We start from the raw sequence: 18,171 nt of genomic DNA, 5'->3' as shown, positions 1-18,171 counted from the left end.
CATTCATTAATAGCGTTTTAACATTCTGTTCTAAGTCGCATTTCTATCAAATGTTTTTTGAACCCTTTTTTCTCATATGCCTTTATAGCCGGTTCATTTTCTTCATATACATGTAACCTTATCTCGGTAAGCCCCATATTTAAAGCCCAATCTTGTAAGGCTGCTACAATTTTACCGTTAATTCCTTTGCCTCTATACTTAGGGTCGGTATACATAAACCCTAAATAAGCAAAGGTTTTATGATCCAAGTAATGTCTAGCTGGTTTTTCAAGTGCGTAACCGGTAGCTACAATTTTATCACCATCACAAGCAACCATAACTGTAGCTCTAGGGTTTTCCATTAAGGCATTTAAATCATAATAATGAACATCACTTTTACGTATTGTTAGATCCATAGGTCGCTCTGCCTTCACTACCTCTTGCTCATATTGTAATAAAATGTCCATATCATTTTTTACGGCTTCTCTAAGGGTAATTTGATCATTCATGGTTTCGCTATTTTCAGTCCATTAATTTAAGGCTTAAAACCTTATTTTTGCAAAAAGAAACGAATGCATTTTCTATCTCCTGTTTTAGAAAGTTATTTAGCCGATAATTCTCAGCCCGAACCTGAGTTATTACAGCAGCTTACCCGTGAAACGCACTTAAAAGTTATACAGCCACGTATGCTTACCGGGCATTTTCAAGGTCGTGTTCTTAGTTTACTTTCTAAATTGATGAATCCTACCAATATTCTTGAAATAGGCACCTACACTGGTTATTCCGCTTTATGCCTAGCCGAAGGATTACCGAAGAACGGGCAGTTACATACTATTGATGTAAATGCAGAATTAGAACAAATTCAACGCTCTTTCTTTGACCGAAGTAATTACGGTTCCCAAATTATACAGCATGTGGGCAACGCCTTAGATATTATCCCAAAAATGGATATTACCTTTGACCTTATTTTTATTGATGCAGAAAAAAAACAGTATGATAATTACTTGGAAGCTGTTTTACCAAAGACAAAATCTGGATCGGTAATACTTTCTGATAATGTATTATGGTCCGGTAAAGTAGTAGAACCTCTAAACCCAAAAGATGTAACTACAAAAGTGTTGTTAGATTATAATAAAAAACTAAGTGAACACCCACTTTTAGAAACGGTATTACTTCCTATTCGTGACGGACTGACCCTAAGTAGGGTGAAATAAGTAAATTATATAATCTATAGAATAGCCAAGCCGACAGTACACCTACCACAGCACCCACCAATAAATCTATAGGAAAGTGTACACCTACATATACTCTACTCATTGCAAATAAGAGCGGCCAAATATAAAATAGGTACACCCATTTAAATTTCTGCCTTAAAAAGAGAACGGTTAGCGTTATTATAGAAAAGGATGATGATGCGTGACCTGAGAAAAAGCTAAACCCAGACGGACTCCTTAAAATCCGGATTAATGTATTTAGTTCTTCATCATTATTGGGTCGCAATCGTGCCACCACATGCTTTGTCAAATCGGTAATGGTAGCCACAAAAGCTGCCATGACCAAAATGGTCAAAATCATAGTAATTGCTTCACGTTTTGGAAACTTAAAAAAGAAAAGAAAGATGATAAAGGCAAAAAGCGGAATCCAAGGTGGAAATTTGGTAACAGTAGACCAAAAAGCATCGTATTGCTCAATACCAAGACTGTTTAGATAGACAAAGGTATCTCGATCCCATTGTAAAATGTCATCTAGCATAGCAGTTTACTTTCGCTTAATGCTGCCCGTTACTTCATTGATGTTTTTGCTAACGTCGCTAATTTGTTTTTTAACATCGGTACCTAGACCAGAGCTAATATCATTTTTCATATCATCGATATCTTTCTTGATATCAGTAACGAAACTAGTATCTATACCCTGCTTATCTGCACTCTTCTGTATTTCTTGTTTAATATCTTCAGTAGCATCTTTAAGTTGACGCATACCTTTACCCAATCCCTTAGCAATATCAGGAATTTTGTCGGCACCAAAAACCATCACTACAATGAACATAATGAAGAAAATTTCTGCGCCACTAATAAATAATGAATACATAGCAATCATACTACAAATATAAACAAGTTTAACAACCAAATTAAAAAAGCCCCGTAGTTATACGAGGCTTTTAACAATAATTATTATGATAATTATTTTCCTTTTACTCCATTCTTCATTTTATCGAAATCGCTCTCTTGCTCTTTCTTAGGCCAGCTATTGTTCGTTGTATCAATATCTGCCGTTTCCATTTTAGGATCAATGTTTATTCCTTTCAACTCAGAAGTTGATGAAATAACCATACTTACCTCTTTGCTGTTCTTTCTCCAAATTTCTGGAGGATAGGTTACATTCTTTACCGAACCGTCTGCATACGTATATTCTACGATCAAAGGCATTGGTAAACCACCCGGACTGTTATAAGTTACTTCGTAAAAGTACTTAGGTTCTTTTATTGCTGCTCTTTCTGCTGCCGTCATATTATCCATCATGAACTCTTTTAAAGTCTTAGATGTTTCTGAAGGTAAATTGTCTTTTAACCCTGGTGCAACAACATCAGTATCTCCGTACTCTTCTAAATATACCATTGGTGGCAAATTAGATTCTGGAATACCACGTTCAGCTAAATACGCTTTCATTTTTTTATTTGGCTGATCACTAACATAATATTTCTTGATATCCTTAACGGCCATATCTACATAATCAGTAGTATAGAACCATCCTCTCCAGTACCAATCTAAATCAACGGCAGATGCATCTTCCATTGTTCTAAAGAAATCTTCTGGGGTTGGGTGCTTAAACTTCCAACGGTGAGAATAGGTTTTAAAAGCATGGTCAAACAACTCACGCCCCATAACCGTTTCTCTTAATATGTTTAAAGCTGTTGCCGGCTTACCATATGCATTAGGTCCTAACTGAAATACATTTTCAGGGTTGGACATAATTGGAGAAATAGTACTTTGATCACCGCTCATGTAAGGTACGATCTTCGCAGGATCACCTCTTCTAGATGGGTATTTATCATTTGGCGCTATTGCCGTTGGGTAAGCTTCACCAAATTCTTGCTCTGCCATGTACTGCATAAAAGTATCTAAACCTTCATCCATCCATCCCCACTGACGCTCGTCCGAGTTTACAATCATTGGAAAGAAGTTATGACCAACTTCATGAATAATTACACTGATCATTCCGTATTTGGTTCTATCTGAATAGCTACCGTCTTTGTTTGGTCTACCGTAGTTCCAGCAGATCATAGGGTACTCCATACCTTGGCGCTTAGCGTGTACAGATATCGCCTTTGGATAAGGGTAATCAAAAGTGTGCGATGAATATGATTTCAACGTGTGCGCAACCGCTTTTGTAGAATACTCTTCCCATAACGGGTTACCTTCTTTAGGGTACATAGAAACAGCCATTACATCTCTGTTTCCTAACTTAACGGCTTGCATGTCCCAAATAAACTTTCTTGATGTTGCAAAACCAAAATCACGCACATTTTCTGCCTTAAGCTTCCATGTCTTTGTTTTCTCAGAAAATCCTTTTTCAGCTGCTTCCGCTTCCGCTTGGGTAACGATAATAACAGGTTTGTCATAAGATTTTTTAGCCTTTTCATAACGGCTCATCATTTCTTTGCTGTATACCTCTTTTCTATTTTGAAGTACACCTGTACCATCTAAAATATGATCTGCAGGTACTGTAATATTTACTTCATAATCCCCAAATGGAAGCGCAAATTCGCCATTACCCCAAAATTGGTGGTTTTGCCATCCTTCTACATCATTATAAACTGCCATTCTTGGAAAAAACTGAGCAATTACATATGCTCTGTTACCATCTTCCTCAAAAAACTCATAACCAGATCTAGCTCTGTTTACGGTATGATCAGGTATATTGTAGTTCCACTTTACATCAAAAGAAAATTTATCTCCACTTTTAAGCGGTGTAGGTAAATCTACACGCATCATTGTAAAGTTGATCGTAAATGGTAATGCTTTACCTGAATCATCTTTTACGTAATCTATATTGAACCCACCATCAAAAGAGGCTGTCATGTAGTTACCAACAAATTTTTCAGGAGAATCACCAAGTGAAATACCGCTACCGTTCTTTAATCGAGCTTTAGAATCTTTTTCTCTAACATTCTGATCTAACTGTACCCATAAATACTCTAAATCATCTGGAGAATTATTGGTGTACGTAATTGTTTCTTCACCGAATAATTTGGCATTCTTATCATCTAAACGAATATCCATTACATAATCTGCCTGCTGCTGATAATAATCAGGACCAGGAGCACCCGAAGCCGACCTATAGGTATTTGGCGTAGAGAACTCTTCATATAATTGTTTAAACTTGCTCTGGTTGTAGTGCCCAGGCTCCTTTTCTTTGGTAACAGCTTCTTGTGCAAAAGATACTGCTGCAAAAAGGAATAAAACAGACGCGAACGCGTACTTTACTCTTATCATTTTATAGTTATTTAGTGACGGAAAATTAAAGTTTTTATAGAGATATCTTAATGTATGTTACAAATTTAACATTCCTTTAATACGAGATTTTATAAGCACATGGCTCTTTTTCTTGCCATTCACCTTCATATGAACAACATTCTGCTGATCATCATATATATCTGTCAAGACCTCGTTAGTGATACCTATTTGCTTTAAAGTTTGAAGTGGAACGTTTGGCACTTCTAAATAACAAATGACCATATCAGAATCATACTTATGCCCAATAAAATCATACTTAACCGTTTTACCGTTAATTTCTACCAAGAATTTAGTACGAAGGTATTTTTCCAAAAACTCTTTATCTACCGCTGATTCTTCATCTGTACCTAATACGGCAGGGTAACCATAGCGCTCTTTCAATACCGTGTTCATATCATCTATAAATACACGGGTTATAATTTGCACGGCTTGATCCTTTTCAGAATAATCAACGTTGGTAACGCTAATGTAAAATTTATGTGCCCCGGCAAATGCAAAAAGTGGAAGAATAAATAATAATAGTACCGGCTTAAAAATTTTCATGGTGTATTGTTTCATTACTTTATTACAAAGCATATGCCAAAGATTTGGCGGCTAATCTAAAGAATTATTTTCTCTGTACAGTAAACTTTTCTTTCGTAAATACTCCCAAATCTCCAATTGGCTATGGGTATCTACTACTTTTTGAAATCTAGGATCTACCTCGCAGTAATATAAGAAATCATCTATTTTCTCTTCTGGAATGGATAGTTGTTTTACATATACGCTGTCGGCATAAAAATCTCGAACACGTTCTGTACGATCATAAAGCTTATTCCGCTCTACCCGCTTTTTCAACATTTTGGTACGACCGCTAATGGCATTGATCAACGGATCAAAGCTCATAATAGGGTTCCCGGTGGCAGCTTTTAATTCGCGTTCTGCTTTAGTAGGTATTTTAACATAGGCATTGGGCAAGCCCAATGTAGAAGCCGTAACTACCGGATCAATATCTAAGGTTGACAAATCGGTCAATAAATTACCACTAAGACTATAAGGTGTTACCGTTACTTCATCTAATTCTGTCAAAGCATCCTCTAACCCAACAGAGATCAACTTACTTTCATAAATAGCGGAACTTACCACTACAATTTTCTTTTTGTACTGAACGGCAGAGAACTCTAATGTATCAAATAATTTTACGGGAATAGCAAAGTACCCATTTTCATCGGTAATACTGGCTCTCTTAGAAGTTAGGTTCAATACATGCGTAGCGGCAACGTCCCCATCATCACTATACACCCTACCCTCTAATTTTTTAAACTCACCAATTTGCGCCCATGAAAAGACACTAGAAAAAAGTAAACATAAAAGGAGTCTACTCCTCATCTAATTCTTTAAGAAATGATTTACTATGATTAACCAAAGCATCGATCAATTGAAACTCATTTTCTTTTTTAAGCAAGGACCTTGCAGGCATTTGATCATCACAGTAGTATAAAAATTCATTGATTTTATCTTGCGGTATATTTAAATCTACCACAAAGAAAGAATCATCATATACTTGTCTCAACACTTCACTCACCTTTAATTTTGGCGCTTCTTCCGTAGCCTCTGGTTGTGATTTAAAAATAGCCCTAAAGATATTTGCAAAATTTAATCCGTCTTGCATTCCCTTTTCAGCATCTGTCATGGCTACATTATCTACCTCTGTTCCACGATCAATTTCGTATTCATATTCCTTAAACTCTTGGTTCTTTACTTCTAAAAAACGTTCTTGCTGTTCTGGTGTTATAACTACTTCGTCTAATTCTGTAACTTTTTCGTTCACCTCTATAACCAAACGATTATTGGCCAAAATTTCTTCAGTAACATTTACTACTTTAATTTGATAATTAACAGCGGTAAATACAAGTTGGTCACCTACCTTAACATTTATTCGAAATAAACCTTGATCATTGGTAATGGTGGCGTGTTCAGAAGTTGCATTGATAACATTTTCATTGGGCACCCCAATGTTCATGTAGATTACAGAACCTCTTAAAGGTTGTCTGTCATCATCTTGCGAAAAGCCTGATATGGCTGAAAATAATACTAGTAAAAAAAGTAACTTTTTGGTCATTTAGTGTATATTATAATAGATAACACCCATGCTAAATGGGCATTTAAAAGATAAAGAAAAGATTTGTAATCTTCATAAAAAAAACTGTGCCAATAAACTTTTGTTAATTTCTTCAAATTTACTTCTAAAATTATAACAGCGCTTTGTCTATTTTCGGCATTAGAAAATAACCCGTTCAACGAGGTTAGATGTTCTTTAACCCATTAGCCTATTATTTCAACTTATAAATAAAAGGTTTTCACTAGATAATTCTATTTTTGTTTATCACTATATTCTCGTCTTAAGGCACTAAGTATGAAAGCAGTAATTTTCTTTATTTTTTTTACAGTACTAGCGGCACCTACCGTATTCGGACAAATTAAAATAGGAGATAATCCACAAAATATTGATGCCTCATCAGTTTTAGAGCTTGAAAGCACCTCTAAAGTACTGGTAATTACTCGTGTTACCACCTTAGAGATGGAGGCTATTACCCCACAGCGTGGTGGTATGGTTTATAATACCGATACCGAGTGTATTAACTACTATGACGGCACACAGTGGGTTAATTTATGCGATGCCGTAGACTTTTCTATCACCAATGATCCAATTATAAATGGCAGAAGTACTATTGAAATAACCCAAACCGAAGGAAATATTAATTTAGAAGTTGCTGAAAACAGCTTAACAGGCGACAATATTAGAGATGGTTTCATTGACACAAATGATATAGCTGACAATTCTCTAACCGCAGATGATTTAGCCGCAGAATCTGTTGGTTCTAGTGAAATACGAGAAAATGCAGTTGGCACAAATGAATTAGCTGTTGGCGGAATACTACCTGTAAATATTGCCAACGACAGTCCAGACAGAGTATTAACTACAGATGAAAACGGAATTGTACAATGGGAAGATACTGACGGACTTTACGATCTCACCTTCAACAAACTAGACACCACATTAACTATTGCAAGATCTACAATAGCGGGAGTTTCCACTATTAGCTTGGGGGCATTAATAGGGTCTGACGATCAACAACTAGACCTTACAGATAATATCCTTAGTATTGAGAACGACCCTAATACGGTTGATCTTTCTACGTATTTACAGGAGCTAACCATTAACCCTGCAGGAACAGAAATAAGTTTATCGAATGGAGGTACAATTTTGCTGCCGCCAGGTACTGTAGATACAGATGAACAACAATTATCTATAGTAGGAAACCGCATTTCACTAACCGATGGTGGTTTTGTAGATCTACCCCCAGGTACCGTAGATACAGACGAACAACAATTGTCTATAGTAGGTAACCGTATTTCGTTAACCGATGGTGGTTTTGTGGATATACCAGAAGGAAATCTAAGTTTGGACGATGGATTTATTTTTGTTGGTAACGCGGCAAGCGAACCTACACCAACTGCCGTTGGCGGAGACCTTACCATGAACAATATTGGTGAATTCACAATTGAAGATGCAGCAGTTACACCTGCTAAAATTGAGCCTGCACTTGGAGTATTAACCGACGACCAAGTGTTGATCACAACAATTGCCGGAGATGTCGAGTGGGCAGATTACACACCTGGAGGCGGTGGTGGAGCTGACAATCAAGACGCTAGTGAAGTACCTTACGATCCTACAGTGTCCGGTTTGACAGCCACTACAACACAGGCTGCTATTGATGAATTAGTTGATAACGGACTTGTAGACACAAATACAACTAACGCAACTCTTACAATTACTGATCAAGATACTGATGGCACAGACGATTCTCTTACAATCACAGATTCTGACGGAAATATTGTTAGCATATTATTGACAGAAATAAATTCAGGAACGGGAACAGATACGAATACAACGGTTAGTACATTAACCTTAACCGATGAAGATACTGATGGAACGGATGATTCATTAACAATTACGGACTCCGCAGGAAATACCGTAAGTATTCTACTCTCAGAAATAAACTCTGGAACAGATACTAATACTACAAATTCTGCTTTTTCTTTAACCGATGCAGATACCAATGGTGATGTCGATACCCTAACTTTAACAGATTCTGATAATAATACAGTAGATATTCTGCTTAGCGAAATTGACACAAACACGTTAAATACAGCATTTTCAATAACCGATGCAGATGCAGATGGCGATGACGATACTCTAACGCTAACTGATTCTGATAACAATACTATAGACATTCCTCTAACCGATATTGATACCAACACTACAAATACAGCATTTTCTATAACTGATGCAGATGCTGATGGTGACGACGATACGCTGACCTTAACAGATTCAGAAAACAACACCGTAAACATTCTACTTTCAGAAATAAACTCTGGAGCCAACACCACCAATACAGCTTTCTCAATAACTGATGCAGATGCTGATGGTAATGACGATACGCTTACTTTAACAGATTCTGACAACAATACCGTAGACGTTCTTCTAACTGATATCGATACTAATACTACAAATACAGCATTTTCTTTAACCGATGCGAATACAGACGGAACTGATGATACACTTACATTAACGGACTCCGAAAACAATACAGTAAGCATTGCACTTACCGATATCGATACAAATACTATTAATACCGCATTTTCCTTAACTGATACGAATACAGACGGAACTGATGATACACTTACATTAACGGACTCCGAAAACAATACAGTAAGCATTGCACTAACCGATATCGATACAAATACTATTAATACCGCATTTTCTTTAACTGATACGAATACTGACGGAACTGATGATACACTGACATTAACGGACTCCGAAAACAATACGGTAAACATTCCTCTAGCGGATATCAGCACGGGTACAACCAATTCTTCATTAACGGTGGTTGGAACCAACTTAGTTTTAACCGATAGTGAAGGTGCAACGGTAACCGTAGCACTTGATGATATAAACACAAATTATTCTGCTGGTCCAGGACTTCAATTATCGTTAACAAATGAATTCTCTATTGCACCAACCTCAATCCAAGGTAGTTTAAATGGCGGAGGTGTTTCTAGCATGATTATTCCGAACAGCATAGGGCAAGGTGACATTGGGTTTGATGCAATTGGCTCAGGGGAAATTTCAGGAAATGCGGTGGGTTTATCAGAAATGAAAGATGATTCAGTTGGATCAGATGAAATAATTGACGGCAGCATTACAAATGCCGATATAGGAACAGGTATAGACGGTAATAAAATTATTCCAAATTTTAATGCCGGCATTGTCACTACTGGCGGCTTAAGTGTAGGTGACGATATATTATTAAATGGAAATGCGGTTGTACCCGACTACGTTTTTCAAAAATACTTCTTGGGCAATTCCATTTTAAACCCTAGTTATAAGTTTAAAACATTAACTGAAATAGAAGCATTTGTAAAAGAAAACAATCACTTACCAGGTATACAATCTGCACAAGCAGTAAAAGAGCAAGGTTTTTGGAATGTGAGTGAATCTTCTAGAGTCAACCTAGAAAAAATAGAAGAACTATTTTTGCATACTATTGAGCAAGAAAAGAAAATTAAAGAATTAGAGAGCGCCAATACTAACATGAGCACAGAATTAGAGGCTTTAAAAGCCCAAATGGCAGAGATTAAAACCATGTTATTAGAAAAGCAGAACAACTAATGAAAACATACACACACATACTATTCTTTCTGTTTGCAGCATCTATTTCTGCCCAAACAGCTTTATATAACAATGGCAACCTGCGTATTCATGAAGGTGGGCAAATTGGTTTTCACACCAACCTTATTAATGAATCGCCTATGGACAATAATCTTGGACTTGCAGGTTTCTACGGTTCTGAGCTTATAACAGTTTCGGGCACTGTTACTCCTCAGTTTCATGATATGGAGATTGCTTTAGAGAACAATATGCAATTAAACCTAGGCATGGACAATACCAATAACACCAATTTTATTTTTGGTAGCATCCTTACCCCTACTGCACAACCAGACATTTTCTATAATTTCGTAGATACTTCATTCTACAGCGGTGAAAATGACTTTAGCAAAATTGAAGGTTATGCAGCCATTACCAATCAACAAAACTTTGGTTTCCCGGTAGGTGATGTGCAATTTTTAAGACCTTTGATCATAAATTCAGAGAGTGTTAACCTATTTGCAAAATGCGCTTACTTTTATGAGAACCCAAGTAATGCACCTGCGCCGCTTACCTCTTATGACACCAGCGCAACCGATCTAGATGTAGAATTGGTAAATACATTTGAATTTTGGCGATTAGAAGGCTCCGTTCCTTCTACGGTTACCCTAAGCTGGAATTTACGTAGTACTGTAGAAAGCTTAACAGATAACGTTGATGAAGTTATTCCAGTAGGTTTTAGCAAAGCATCACAGCAATGGGTAAATTTGGTAGGTAGTGTACCAGTAGGTACATTAACTGAAGGTTTTGTAACCACAGAATCATTTATACCAGATGACTATGAAGCCATTACGCTGGGATCTTCTAAAAGTCCGTTTGAACCACTTTCTAGAGATGTGCTTTTTATAGATAACTTCTTTGTTTCTGTAAACGGTGACGGTGTTAATGACAACTTTTATATAGAAGAACTAGAAGAATTTGACAGTAACTTTCTACAAATTTATGATCGTTACGGACTCAAAGTATTCGAAAAAACAGATTATGTAGATGACTTTGTCGGTTTTTCCAATCTAAACAATGTCCCTTTCGGTGAATCAGAGGGCTTGCCAACCGGTGTATACTTCTACACCATTTACATTCCAGAAGACGATTTAAACTACCAAGGATTCTTATATCTATCTAGATAAATTTCAAAAAACATTCACTCCCATATTACAAAATAAGTAAGAATAATCTTATTTATTTTGTAATTCCTACACAATTACCATCAAAATACAATACGTTGAAATACACGTTTAAACGTTGTCACAATAGACCGTTCTAGTTTGTCAACACTTTTGCCTAGCTACACAACATATTCTATTTTTCCTACAAAAATCAATTTATTTTTGGAAGTATAAACTATTCCCCTAATATTTTGATGTCTACAAAAATTAAATTGCTCCTATTTTTCGTATTGATTTCTTTCTGCGCAAATGCCCAGGTTAAAATTGGCGAAAACCCTAACAGTATTGATTCAGCGTCTATTGTAGAACTAGAAAGTACAGACAAAGCTTTTGTACTAACTAGACTTACCAATATACAGATGCAAGCTATTACTCCCTTGAACGGTGCGGTGATCTATAACACAGATACGCAATGCGTTCATTATTTCAATGGTACTATCTGGACCAACCTTTGCGATGGCAATGCCTCTTCCTCATTTTCTTTTACGGATAACGGAGATGGCACCATTACACTATTGGACGGTGACGGTAATGACATTACGTTCAACATAAACGATGATGACACGGATTCTCAAAATGAAATTCAGTCGTTAGATTATACTGCGGGAGTACTAACATTATCTAATGACCCTAGCGCTACAATCATTGATTTTTCCGGATTTGATCAAAATGCCGCCGATGATTTTTCTGGTAGCTATAATGATTTAACAGATATACCGGCAAATTTAGACATTGACGCAACAGATGATTTCAACACAGGTATTAGTTTTGACGGAACAAATTTAACCGTATCCGATGCAGGTGGCGATGTAACCACGGATATTAGCGGACTTGCATATGATGACACTGCCATTAGAGCAGATATTGATCAAAACGAACTGGATGCAGATAACGCAATCGCTGCGGTAGACACCAAAATAGAAGGCCATATTCTTGCCGACGAGGATACTTCCGCGACCAACGAACTTTCAGATTTGAGCTTAGATGCTACTTCAAACATTCTTACTTTAACGAATGCAGAAGCTGGAGCAACTGGTGTAAATCTTTCAGGATATGTTTCTACGGACGACCAGAATCTTGAATCCGCTACACTATCGGCTGCTAGCGAACTAGGTATTAACATCGAAGGCGGTGACGATGTTACTGTTGACCTTTCCGCTCTTGAGGAATCTGCGGATATTACAGCTGTCGACAATAAAGTGGATGCCCACATTCTTGCCGACGAGGATATTTCCGCGACCAACGAACTTTCAGACTTGAACTTGGACGCTTCCAACATCCTGACGCTAACCAACCCTGCAACGGGTACAAACGAAGTAGATCTTTCGGGGTTTGTCTCTACAGACGACCAGAACCTGGAATCGGCTACGCTTTCAAGTGCAAGCGAACTGGGTATTAACATTGAAGGCGGTAACGACGTTACCGTTGACCTTTCCGCCCTTGAGGAATCTGACGATATTACCGCAGTTCAGGACGATGTGGACCAAAACGAATTAGATGCCGATAATGCAATAGCAGCGGTAGACACCAAAATAGACGATCATATTCTTGCCGACGAGGATACCTCTGCTACAAACGAACTTTCCGATCTGAACTTAGATGCTACTTCCAACATACTGACTCTAACGAATGCGGAAGCCGGTGCAACTGGTGTCGATCTTTCGGGATTTGTTTCTTCGGACGACCAGAACCTTGAATCCGCTACACTTTCCGGTACTAGCGAACTGGCTATTAATATCGAAGGCGGTGACGATGTTACCGTTGACCTTTCCGCTCTTGAAGAATCCGCTGATATCACAGCTGTTCAGGACGATGTGGACCAAAACGAACTGGATGCCGATAACGCAATCGCTGCGGTAGACACTAAAATAGACAATCATATTCTTGCCGACGAGGATATTTCGGCTACCAACGAACTTTCCGATTTGAGCTTAGATGCTACTTCAAACATTCTTACTTTAACGAATGCAGAAGCTGGAGCAACTGGTGTAAATCTTTCAGGATATGTTTCTACGGACGACCAGAATCTTGAATCCGCTACACTATCGGCTGCTAGCGAACTAGGTATTAACATCGAAGGCGGTGACGATGTTACTGTTGACCTTTCCGCTCTTGAGGAATCTGCGGATATTACAGCTGTCGACAATAAAGTGGATGCCCACATTCTTGCCGACGAGGATATTTCGGCTACCAACGAACTTTCAGACTTGAACTTGGACGCTTCCAACATCCTGACGCTAACCAACCCTGCAACGGGTACCAACGAAGTAGACCTTTCAGGATTTGTCTCTACCGATGATCAGAACCTGGAATCGGCTACGCTTTCAAGTGCCAGCGAACTGGGTATTAACATTGAAGGCGGTAACGACGTTACCGTTGACCTTTCCGCTCTTGAGGAATCCGCTGATATTACAGCTGTACAGGACGATGTGGACCAGAACGAACTGGATGTCGATAACGCAATCGCTGCGGTAGACACCAAAATAGACGATCATATTCTTGCCGACGAAGATATTTCGGCAACGAACGAACTTTCAGACTTGAACTTGGACGCTTCCAACATCCTGACGCTAACCAACCCTGCAACGGGCACCAACGAAGTAGACCTTTCAGGGTTTGTTTCTTCGGACGACCAGAACCTTGAATCCGCTACACTTTCCGGTACTAGCGAACTGGCTATTAATATCGAAGGCGGTGACGATGTTACCGTTGACCTTTCCGCTCTTGAAGAATCCGCTGATATCACAGCGGTAGACACCAAAATAGACAATCATATTCTTGCCGACGAGGATACCTCTGCTACAAACGAACTTTCCGATCTGAGCTTGGACGCTTCCAACATCCTGACGCTGACCAACCCTGCAACGGGTACCAACGAAGTAGACCTTTCCGGGTTTGTCTCTACAGATGACCAGAACCTTGAATCCGCTACGCTTTCAAGTGCCAGCGAACTGGGTATTAACATTGAAGGCGGTAACGACGTTACCGTTGACCTTTCCGCTCTTGAGGAATCTGCGGATATTACAGCGGTAGACACCAAAATAGACGATCATATTCTTGCCGACGAGGATACCTCTGCTACGAACGAACTTTCCGATCTGAGCTTGGATGCTTCCAACATCCTGACGCTGACGAACCCTGCAACGGGTACAAACGAAGTAGACCTTTCGGGGTTTGTATCTACAGATGACCAGAACCTGGAATCGGCTACGCTTTCAAGTGCAAGCGAACTGGGTATTAACATTGAAGGCGGTAACGACGTTACCGTTGACCTTTCCGCTCTTGAGGAATCCGCTGATATTACAGCTGTACAGGACGATGTGGACCAGAACGAATTAGATGCCGATAATGCAATAGCAGCGGTAGACACTAAAATAGACGATCATATTCTTGCCGACGAGGATACCTCTGCTACAAACGAACTTTCCGATTTAAGCTTAGATGCTACTTCAAACATTCTTACTTTAACGAATGCAGAAGCTGGAGCAACTGGTGTAAATCTTTCAGGATATGTTTCTACGGACGACCAGAATCTTGAATCCGCTACACTATCGGCTGCTAGCGAACTAGGTATTAACATTGAAGGTGGTAACGACGTTACCGTTGACCTTTCAGCTTTGGAAGAATCTGCGGATATTACAGAGGTACAGGACGATGTGGACCAGAACGAACTGGATGCCGATAACGCAATCGCTGCGGTAGACACCAAAATAGACGATCATATTCTTGCCGACGAAGATATTTCGGCAACGAACGAACTTTCAGACTTGAACTTGGACGCTTCCAACATCCTGACGCTAACCAACCCTGCAACGGGCACCAACGAAGTAGACCTTTCAGGGTTTGTTTCTACCGACGACCAGAACCTGGAATCGGCTACGCTGTCAAATGCCAGCGAACTGGGTATTAACATTGAAGGCGGTAACGACGTTACCGTTGACCTTTCCGCTCTTGAGGAATCTGCGGATATTACAGCGGTACAGGACGATGTGGACCAGAACGAAATTGATGCCGATAACGCAATCGCTGCGGTAGACACCAAAATAGACGATCATATTCTTGCGGACGGGGATATTTCGGCAACGAACGAACTTTCAGACTTGAACTTGGATGCTACTTCAAACATTCTTACCTTAACGAATGCGGAAGCTGGAGCAACTGGTGTCGATCTTTCGGGATTTGTTTCTACGGACGACCAGAATCTTGAATCCGCTACACTATCGGCTGCTAGCGAACTAGGTATTAACATTGAAGGTGGTAACGACGTTACCGTTGACCTTTCCGCCCTTGAGGAATCTGCTGATATTACCGCAGTTCAGGACGATGTGGACCAAAACGAACTTGATGCCGATAATGCAATAGCAGCGGTAGATACTAAAATAGACGATCACATTCTTGCCGACGAAGATATTTCGGCTACCAACGAACTTTCAGACTTGAGCTTAGATGCTACTTCAAACATTCTTACTTTAACGAATGCAGAAGCTGGAGCAACTGGTGTAAATCTTTCAGGATATGTTTCTACGGACGACCAGAATCTTGAATCCGCTACACTATCGGCTGCTAGCGAACTAGGTATTAACATCGAAGGCGGTGACGATGTTACCGTTGACCTTTCCGCCCTTGAGGAATCTGCGGATATCACAGCTGTCGACAATAAAGTGGATGCCCACATTCTTGCCGACGAGGATATTTCGGCTACCAACGAACTTTCAGACTTGAACTTGGACGCTTCCAACATCCTGACGCTAACCAACCCTGCAACGGGTACCAACGAAGTAGACCTTTCGGGATTTGTCTCTACCGATGACCAGAACCTGGAATCGGCTACGCTTTCAAATGCAAGCGAACTGGGTATTAACATTGAAGGTGGTAACGATGTTACCGTTGACCTTTCCGCTCTGGAGGAATCTGCGGATATTACCGCAGTTCAGGACGATGTGGACCAGAACGAATTAGATGCCGATAATGCTATCGCAGCGGTAGATACTAAAATAGACGATCACATTCTTGCGGACGAGGATACTTCCGCGACCAACGAACTTTCCGATTTGAACTTGGACGCTTCCAACATCTTGACGCTAACCAACCCTGCAACGGGTACCAACGAAGTAGACCTTTCAGGGTTTGTATCTACAGACGACCAGAACCTGGAATCGGCTACGCTGTCAAATGCCAGCGAACTGGGTATTAACATTGAAGGTGGTAACGACGTTACCGTTGACCTTTCCGCTCTGGAGGAATCTGCGGATATTACAGCTGTCGACAATAAAGTGGATGCCCACATTATTGCTGATGAAGATACCTCTTCTATAAACGAACTTTCAGACTTGAACCTGGACGCTTCCAACATCCTGACGCTGACCAACCCTGCAACGGGTACCAACGAAGTAGACCTTTCGGGGTTTGTCTCTACAGATGACCAGAACCTTGAATCCGCTACGCTTTCAAGTGCTAGCGAACTGGGTATTAACATTGAAGGCGGTAACGACGTTACCGTTGACCTTTCCGCTCTTGAGGAATCTGCGGATATTACAGCGGTAGACACCAAAATAGACGATCATATTCTTGCCGACGAGGATACCTCTGCTACGAACGAACTTTCCGATCTGAGCTTGGATGCTTCCAACATCCTGACGCTGACGAACCCTGCAACGGGTACCAACGAAGTAGACCTTTCGGGGTTTGTCTCTACAGACGACCAGAACCTTGAATCCGCTACTCTTTCGAGTGCTAGCGAGCTTGGTATAAACATTGAAGGTGGTGACGATGTTATCGTTGACCTTTCCGCCCTTGAGGAATCTGCAGATATCACAGCTGTCGACAATAAAGTGGATGCCCACATTCTTGCCGACGAGGATATTTCGGCTACCAACGAACTTTCAGACTTGAACTTGGACGCTTCCAACATCCTGACGCTAACCAACCCTGCAACGGGTACCAACGAAGTAGACCTTTCAGGATTTGTCTCTACCGATGATCAGAACCTGGAATCGGCTACGCTTTCAAGTGCCAGCGAACTGGGTATTAACATTGAAGGCGGTAACGACGTTACCGTTGACCTTTCCGCTCTTGAGGAATCTGCGGATATTACAGCGGTACAAAATGATGTGGACCAAAACGAACTGGATGCCGATAACGCAATCGCTGCGGTAGACACCAAAATAGACGATCATATTCTTGCCGACGAAGATATTTCGGCAACGAACGAACTTTCAGACTTGAACTTGGACGCTTCCAACATCCTGACGCTAACCAACCCTGCAACGGGTACCAACGAAGTAGACCTTTCAGGGTTTGTTTCTACCGACGACCAGAACCTGGAATCGGCTACGCTGTCAAATGCCAGCGAACTAGGTATTAACATCGAAGGCGGTGACGATGTTACTGTTGACCTTTCCGCTCTTGAGGAATCTGACGATATTACCGCAGTTCAGGACGATGTGGACCAAAACGAATTAGATGCCGATAATGCAATAGCAGCGGTAGACACCAAAATAGACGATCACATTCTTGCCGACGAGGATATTTCGGCTACCAACGAACTTTCAGACTTGAGCTTAGATGCTACTTCAAACATTCTTACGTTAACGAATGCAGAAGCTGGAGCAACTGGTGTAAATCTTTCAGGGTTTGTCTCTACCGATGACCAGAACCTGGAATCGGCTACGCTGTCAAATGCCAGCGAACTAGGTATTAACATCGAAGGCGGTGACGATGTTACTGTTGACCTTTCCGCTCTTGAGGAATCTGCGGATAT

Annotated in this window: 10 protein-coding genes and 1 pseudogene; 4 read left to right on the top strand and 7 right to left on the bottom strand. The window is 40.1% G+C overall.

The features are described from left to right. Nucleotides 1–17: 17 nt before the first annotated feature. Nucleotides 18–488 carry a GNAT family N-acetyltransferase gene (locus tag PXD56_RS15915; RefSeq protein WP_276494339.1) on the bottom strand — a complete coding sequence of 157 codons (471 nt, stop codon included), beginning with the start codon at nt 486–488 and terminating at the stop codon, nt 18–20. Nucleotides 489–551: 63 nt separating this feature from the next. Between PXD56_RS15915 and PXD56_RS15910 the strand changes: the two genes are divergently transcribed. After that, a complete protein-coding gene (locus PXD56_RS15910) occupies nt 552–1,193 on the top strand; it encodes an O-methyltransferase (RefSeq protein WP_276494338.1) in 642 nt (213 codons plus the stop codon). On the opposite strand, the gene PXD56_RS15905 is transcribed toward PXD56_RS15910, so the two are convergent. The 6 genes from PXD56_RS15905 to PXD56_RS15880 form a co-directional block, all read right to left on the bottom strand. Beyond that, complete coding sequence (locus PXD56_RS15905) at nt 1,156–1,731, bottom strand: phosphatase PAP2 family protein (RefSeq protein WP_276494337.1); 576 nt, start codon at nt 1,729–1,731, stop codon at nt 1,156–1,158. The two genes, PXD56_RS15910 and PXD56_RS15905, sit on opposite strands and share 38 nt — an antisense overlap. 6 nt (nt 1,732–1,737) lie before the next feature. Then, entirely contained in the window at nt 1,738–2,076 is a 339-nt protein-coding gene (locus PXD56_RS15900; RefSeq protein WP_420828454.1) for a Sec-independent protein translocase subunit TatA/TatB, read from the bottom strand. An 83-nt stretch (nt 2,077–2,159) separates the two neighbouring features. Beyond that, nucleotides 2,160–4,472 (bottom strand): M1 family metallopeptidase, encoded by a 2,313-nt coding sequence (locus tag PXD56_RS15895; RefSeq protein WP_276494335.1) that lies wholly within the window; start codon nt 4,470–4,472, stop codon nt 2,160–2,162. Nucleotides 4,473–4,529: 57 nt separating this feature from the next. Further along, complete coding sequence (locus PXD56_RS15890; RefSeq protein WP_276494334.1) at nt 4,530–5,036, bottom strand: DUF6702 family protein; 507 nt, start codon at nt 5,034–5,036, stop codon at nt 4,530–4,532. 51 nt (nt 5,037–5,087) lie between these two features. After that, nucleotides 5,088–5,861, bottom strand: a complete 774-nt coding sequence (locus PXD56_RS15885; RefSeq protein ID WP_276494333.1) for a peptidase associated/transthyretin-like domain-containing protein — start codon at nt 5,859–5,861, stop codon at nt 5,088–5,090. Beyond that, entirely contained in the window at nt 5,851–6,594 is a 744-nt protein-coding gene (locus tag PXD56_RS15880) for a peptidase associated/transthyretin-like domain-containing protein (protein ID WP_276494332.1), read from the bottom strand. The genes PXD56_RS15885 and PXD56_RS15880 overlap by 11 nt, the downstream gene beginning before the upstream one ends. Nucleotides 6,595–6,888: 294 nt before the next feature. Here PXD56_RS15880 and PXD56_RS15875 point away from each other — a divergent pair, with 294 nt between their 5' ends. From PXD56_RS15875 to PXD56_RS15865, 3 genes and pseudogenes are all read left to right on the top strand, one after another. Further along, a complete protein-coding gene (locus tag PXD56_RS15875) occupies nt 6,889–10,209 on the top strand; it encodes a beta strand repeat-containing protein (protein WP_276494331.1) in 3,321 nt (1,106 codons plus the stop codon). Then, on the top strand, nt 10,209–11,372 hold the full coding sequence (locus PXD56_RS15870; RefSeq protein ID WP_276494330.1) for a T9SS type B sorting domain-containing protein: 1,164 nt from the start codon (nt 10,209–10,211) through the stop codon (nt 11,370–11,372). The genes PXD56_RS15875 and PXD56_RS15870 overlap by 1 nt, the downstream gene beginning before the upstream one ends. Nucleotides 11,373–11,605: 233 nt before the next feature. Beyond that, a pseudogene (locus tag PXD56_RS15865) lies at nt 11,606–18,171 on the top strand (hypothetical protein); the annotation flags it as partial.

This window comes from Maribacter zhoushanensis, assembly GCF_029350975.1.
In the GTDB taxonomy this organism is placed as follows: domain Bacteria; phylum Bacteroidota; class Bacteroidia; order Flavobacteriales; family Flavobacteriaceae; genus Maribacter; species Maribacter zhoushanensis.
This window is presented reverse-complemented; position numbering and strand designations above follow the sequence as displayed.

Excerpts from the sequence above, each read along its gene's own strand:
- PXD56_RS15915 (WP_276494339.1), bottom strand. The coding sequence starts at position 488 with ATGAATGATCAAATTACCCTTAGAGAAGCCGTAAAAAATGATATGGAC.
- PXD56_RS15910 (WP_276494338.1), top strand. The coding sequence starts at position 552 with ATGCATTTTCTATCTCCTGTTTTAGAAAGTTATTTAGCCGATAATTCT.
- PXD56_RS15905 (WP_276494337.1), bottom strand. The coding sequence starts at position 1,731 with ATGCTAGATGACATTTTACAATGGGATCGAGATACCTTTGTCTATCTA.
- PXD56_RS15900 (WP_420828454.1), bottom strand. The coding sequence starts at position 2,076 with ATGATTGCTATGTATTCATTATTTATTAGTGGCGCAGAAATTTTCTTC.
- PXD56_RS15895 (WP_276494335.1), bottom strand. The coding sequence starts at position 4,472 with ATGATAAGAGTAAAGTACGCGTTCGCGTCTGTTTTATTCCTTTTTGCA.
- PXD56_RS15890 (WP_276494334.1), bottom strand. The coding sequence starts at position 5,036 with ATGAAAATTTTTAAGCCGGTACTATTATTATTTATTCTTCCACTTTTT.
- PXD56_RS15885 (WP_276494333.1), bottom strand. The coding sequence starts at position 5,861 with ATGAGGAGTAGACTCCTTTTATGTTTACTTTTTTCTAGTGTCTTTTCA.
- PXD56_RS15880 (WP_276494332.1), bottom strand. The coding sequence starts at position 6,594 with ATGACCAAAAAGTTACTTTTTTTACTAGTATTATTTTCAGCCATATCA.
- PXD56_RS15875 (WP_276494331.1), top strand. The coding sequence starts at position 6,889 with ATGAAAGCAGTAATTTTCTTTATTTTTTTTACAGTACTAGCGGCACCT.
- PXD56_RS15870 (WP_276494330.1), top strand. The coding sequence starts at position 10,209 with ATGAAAACATACACACACATACTATTCTTTCTGTTTGCAGCATCTATT.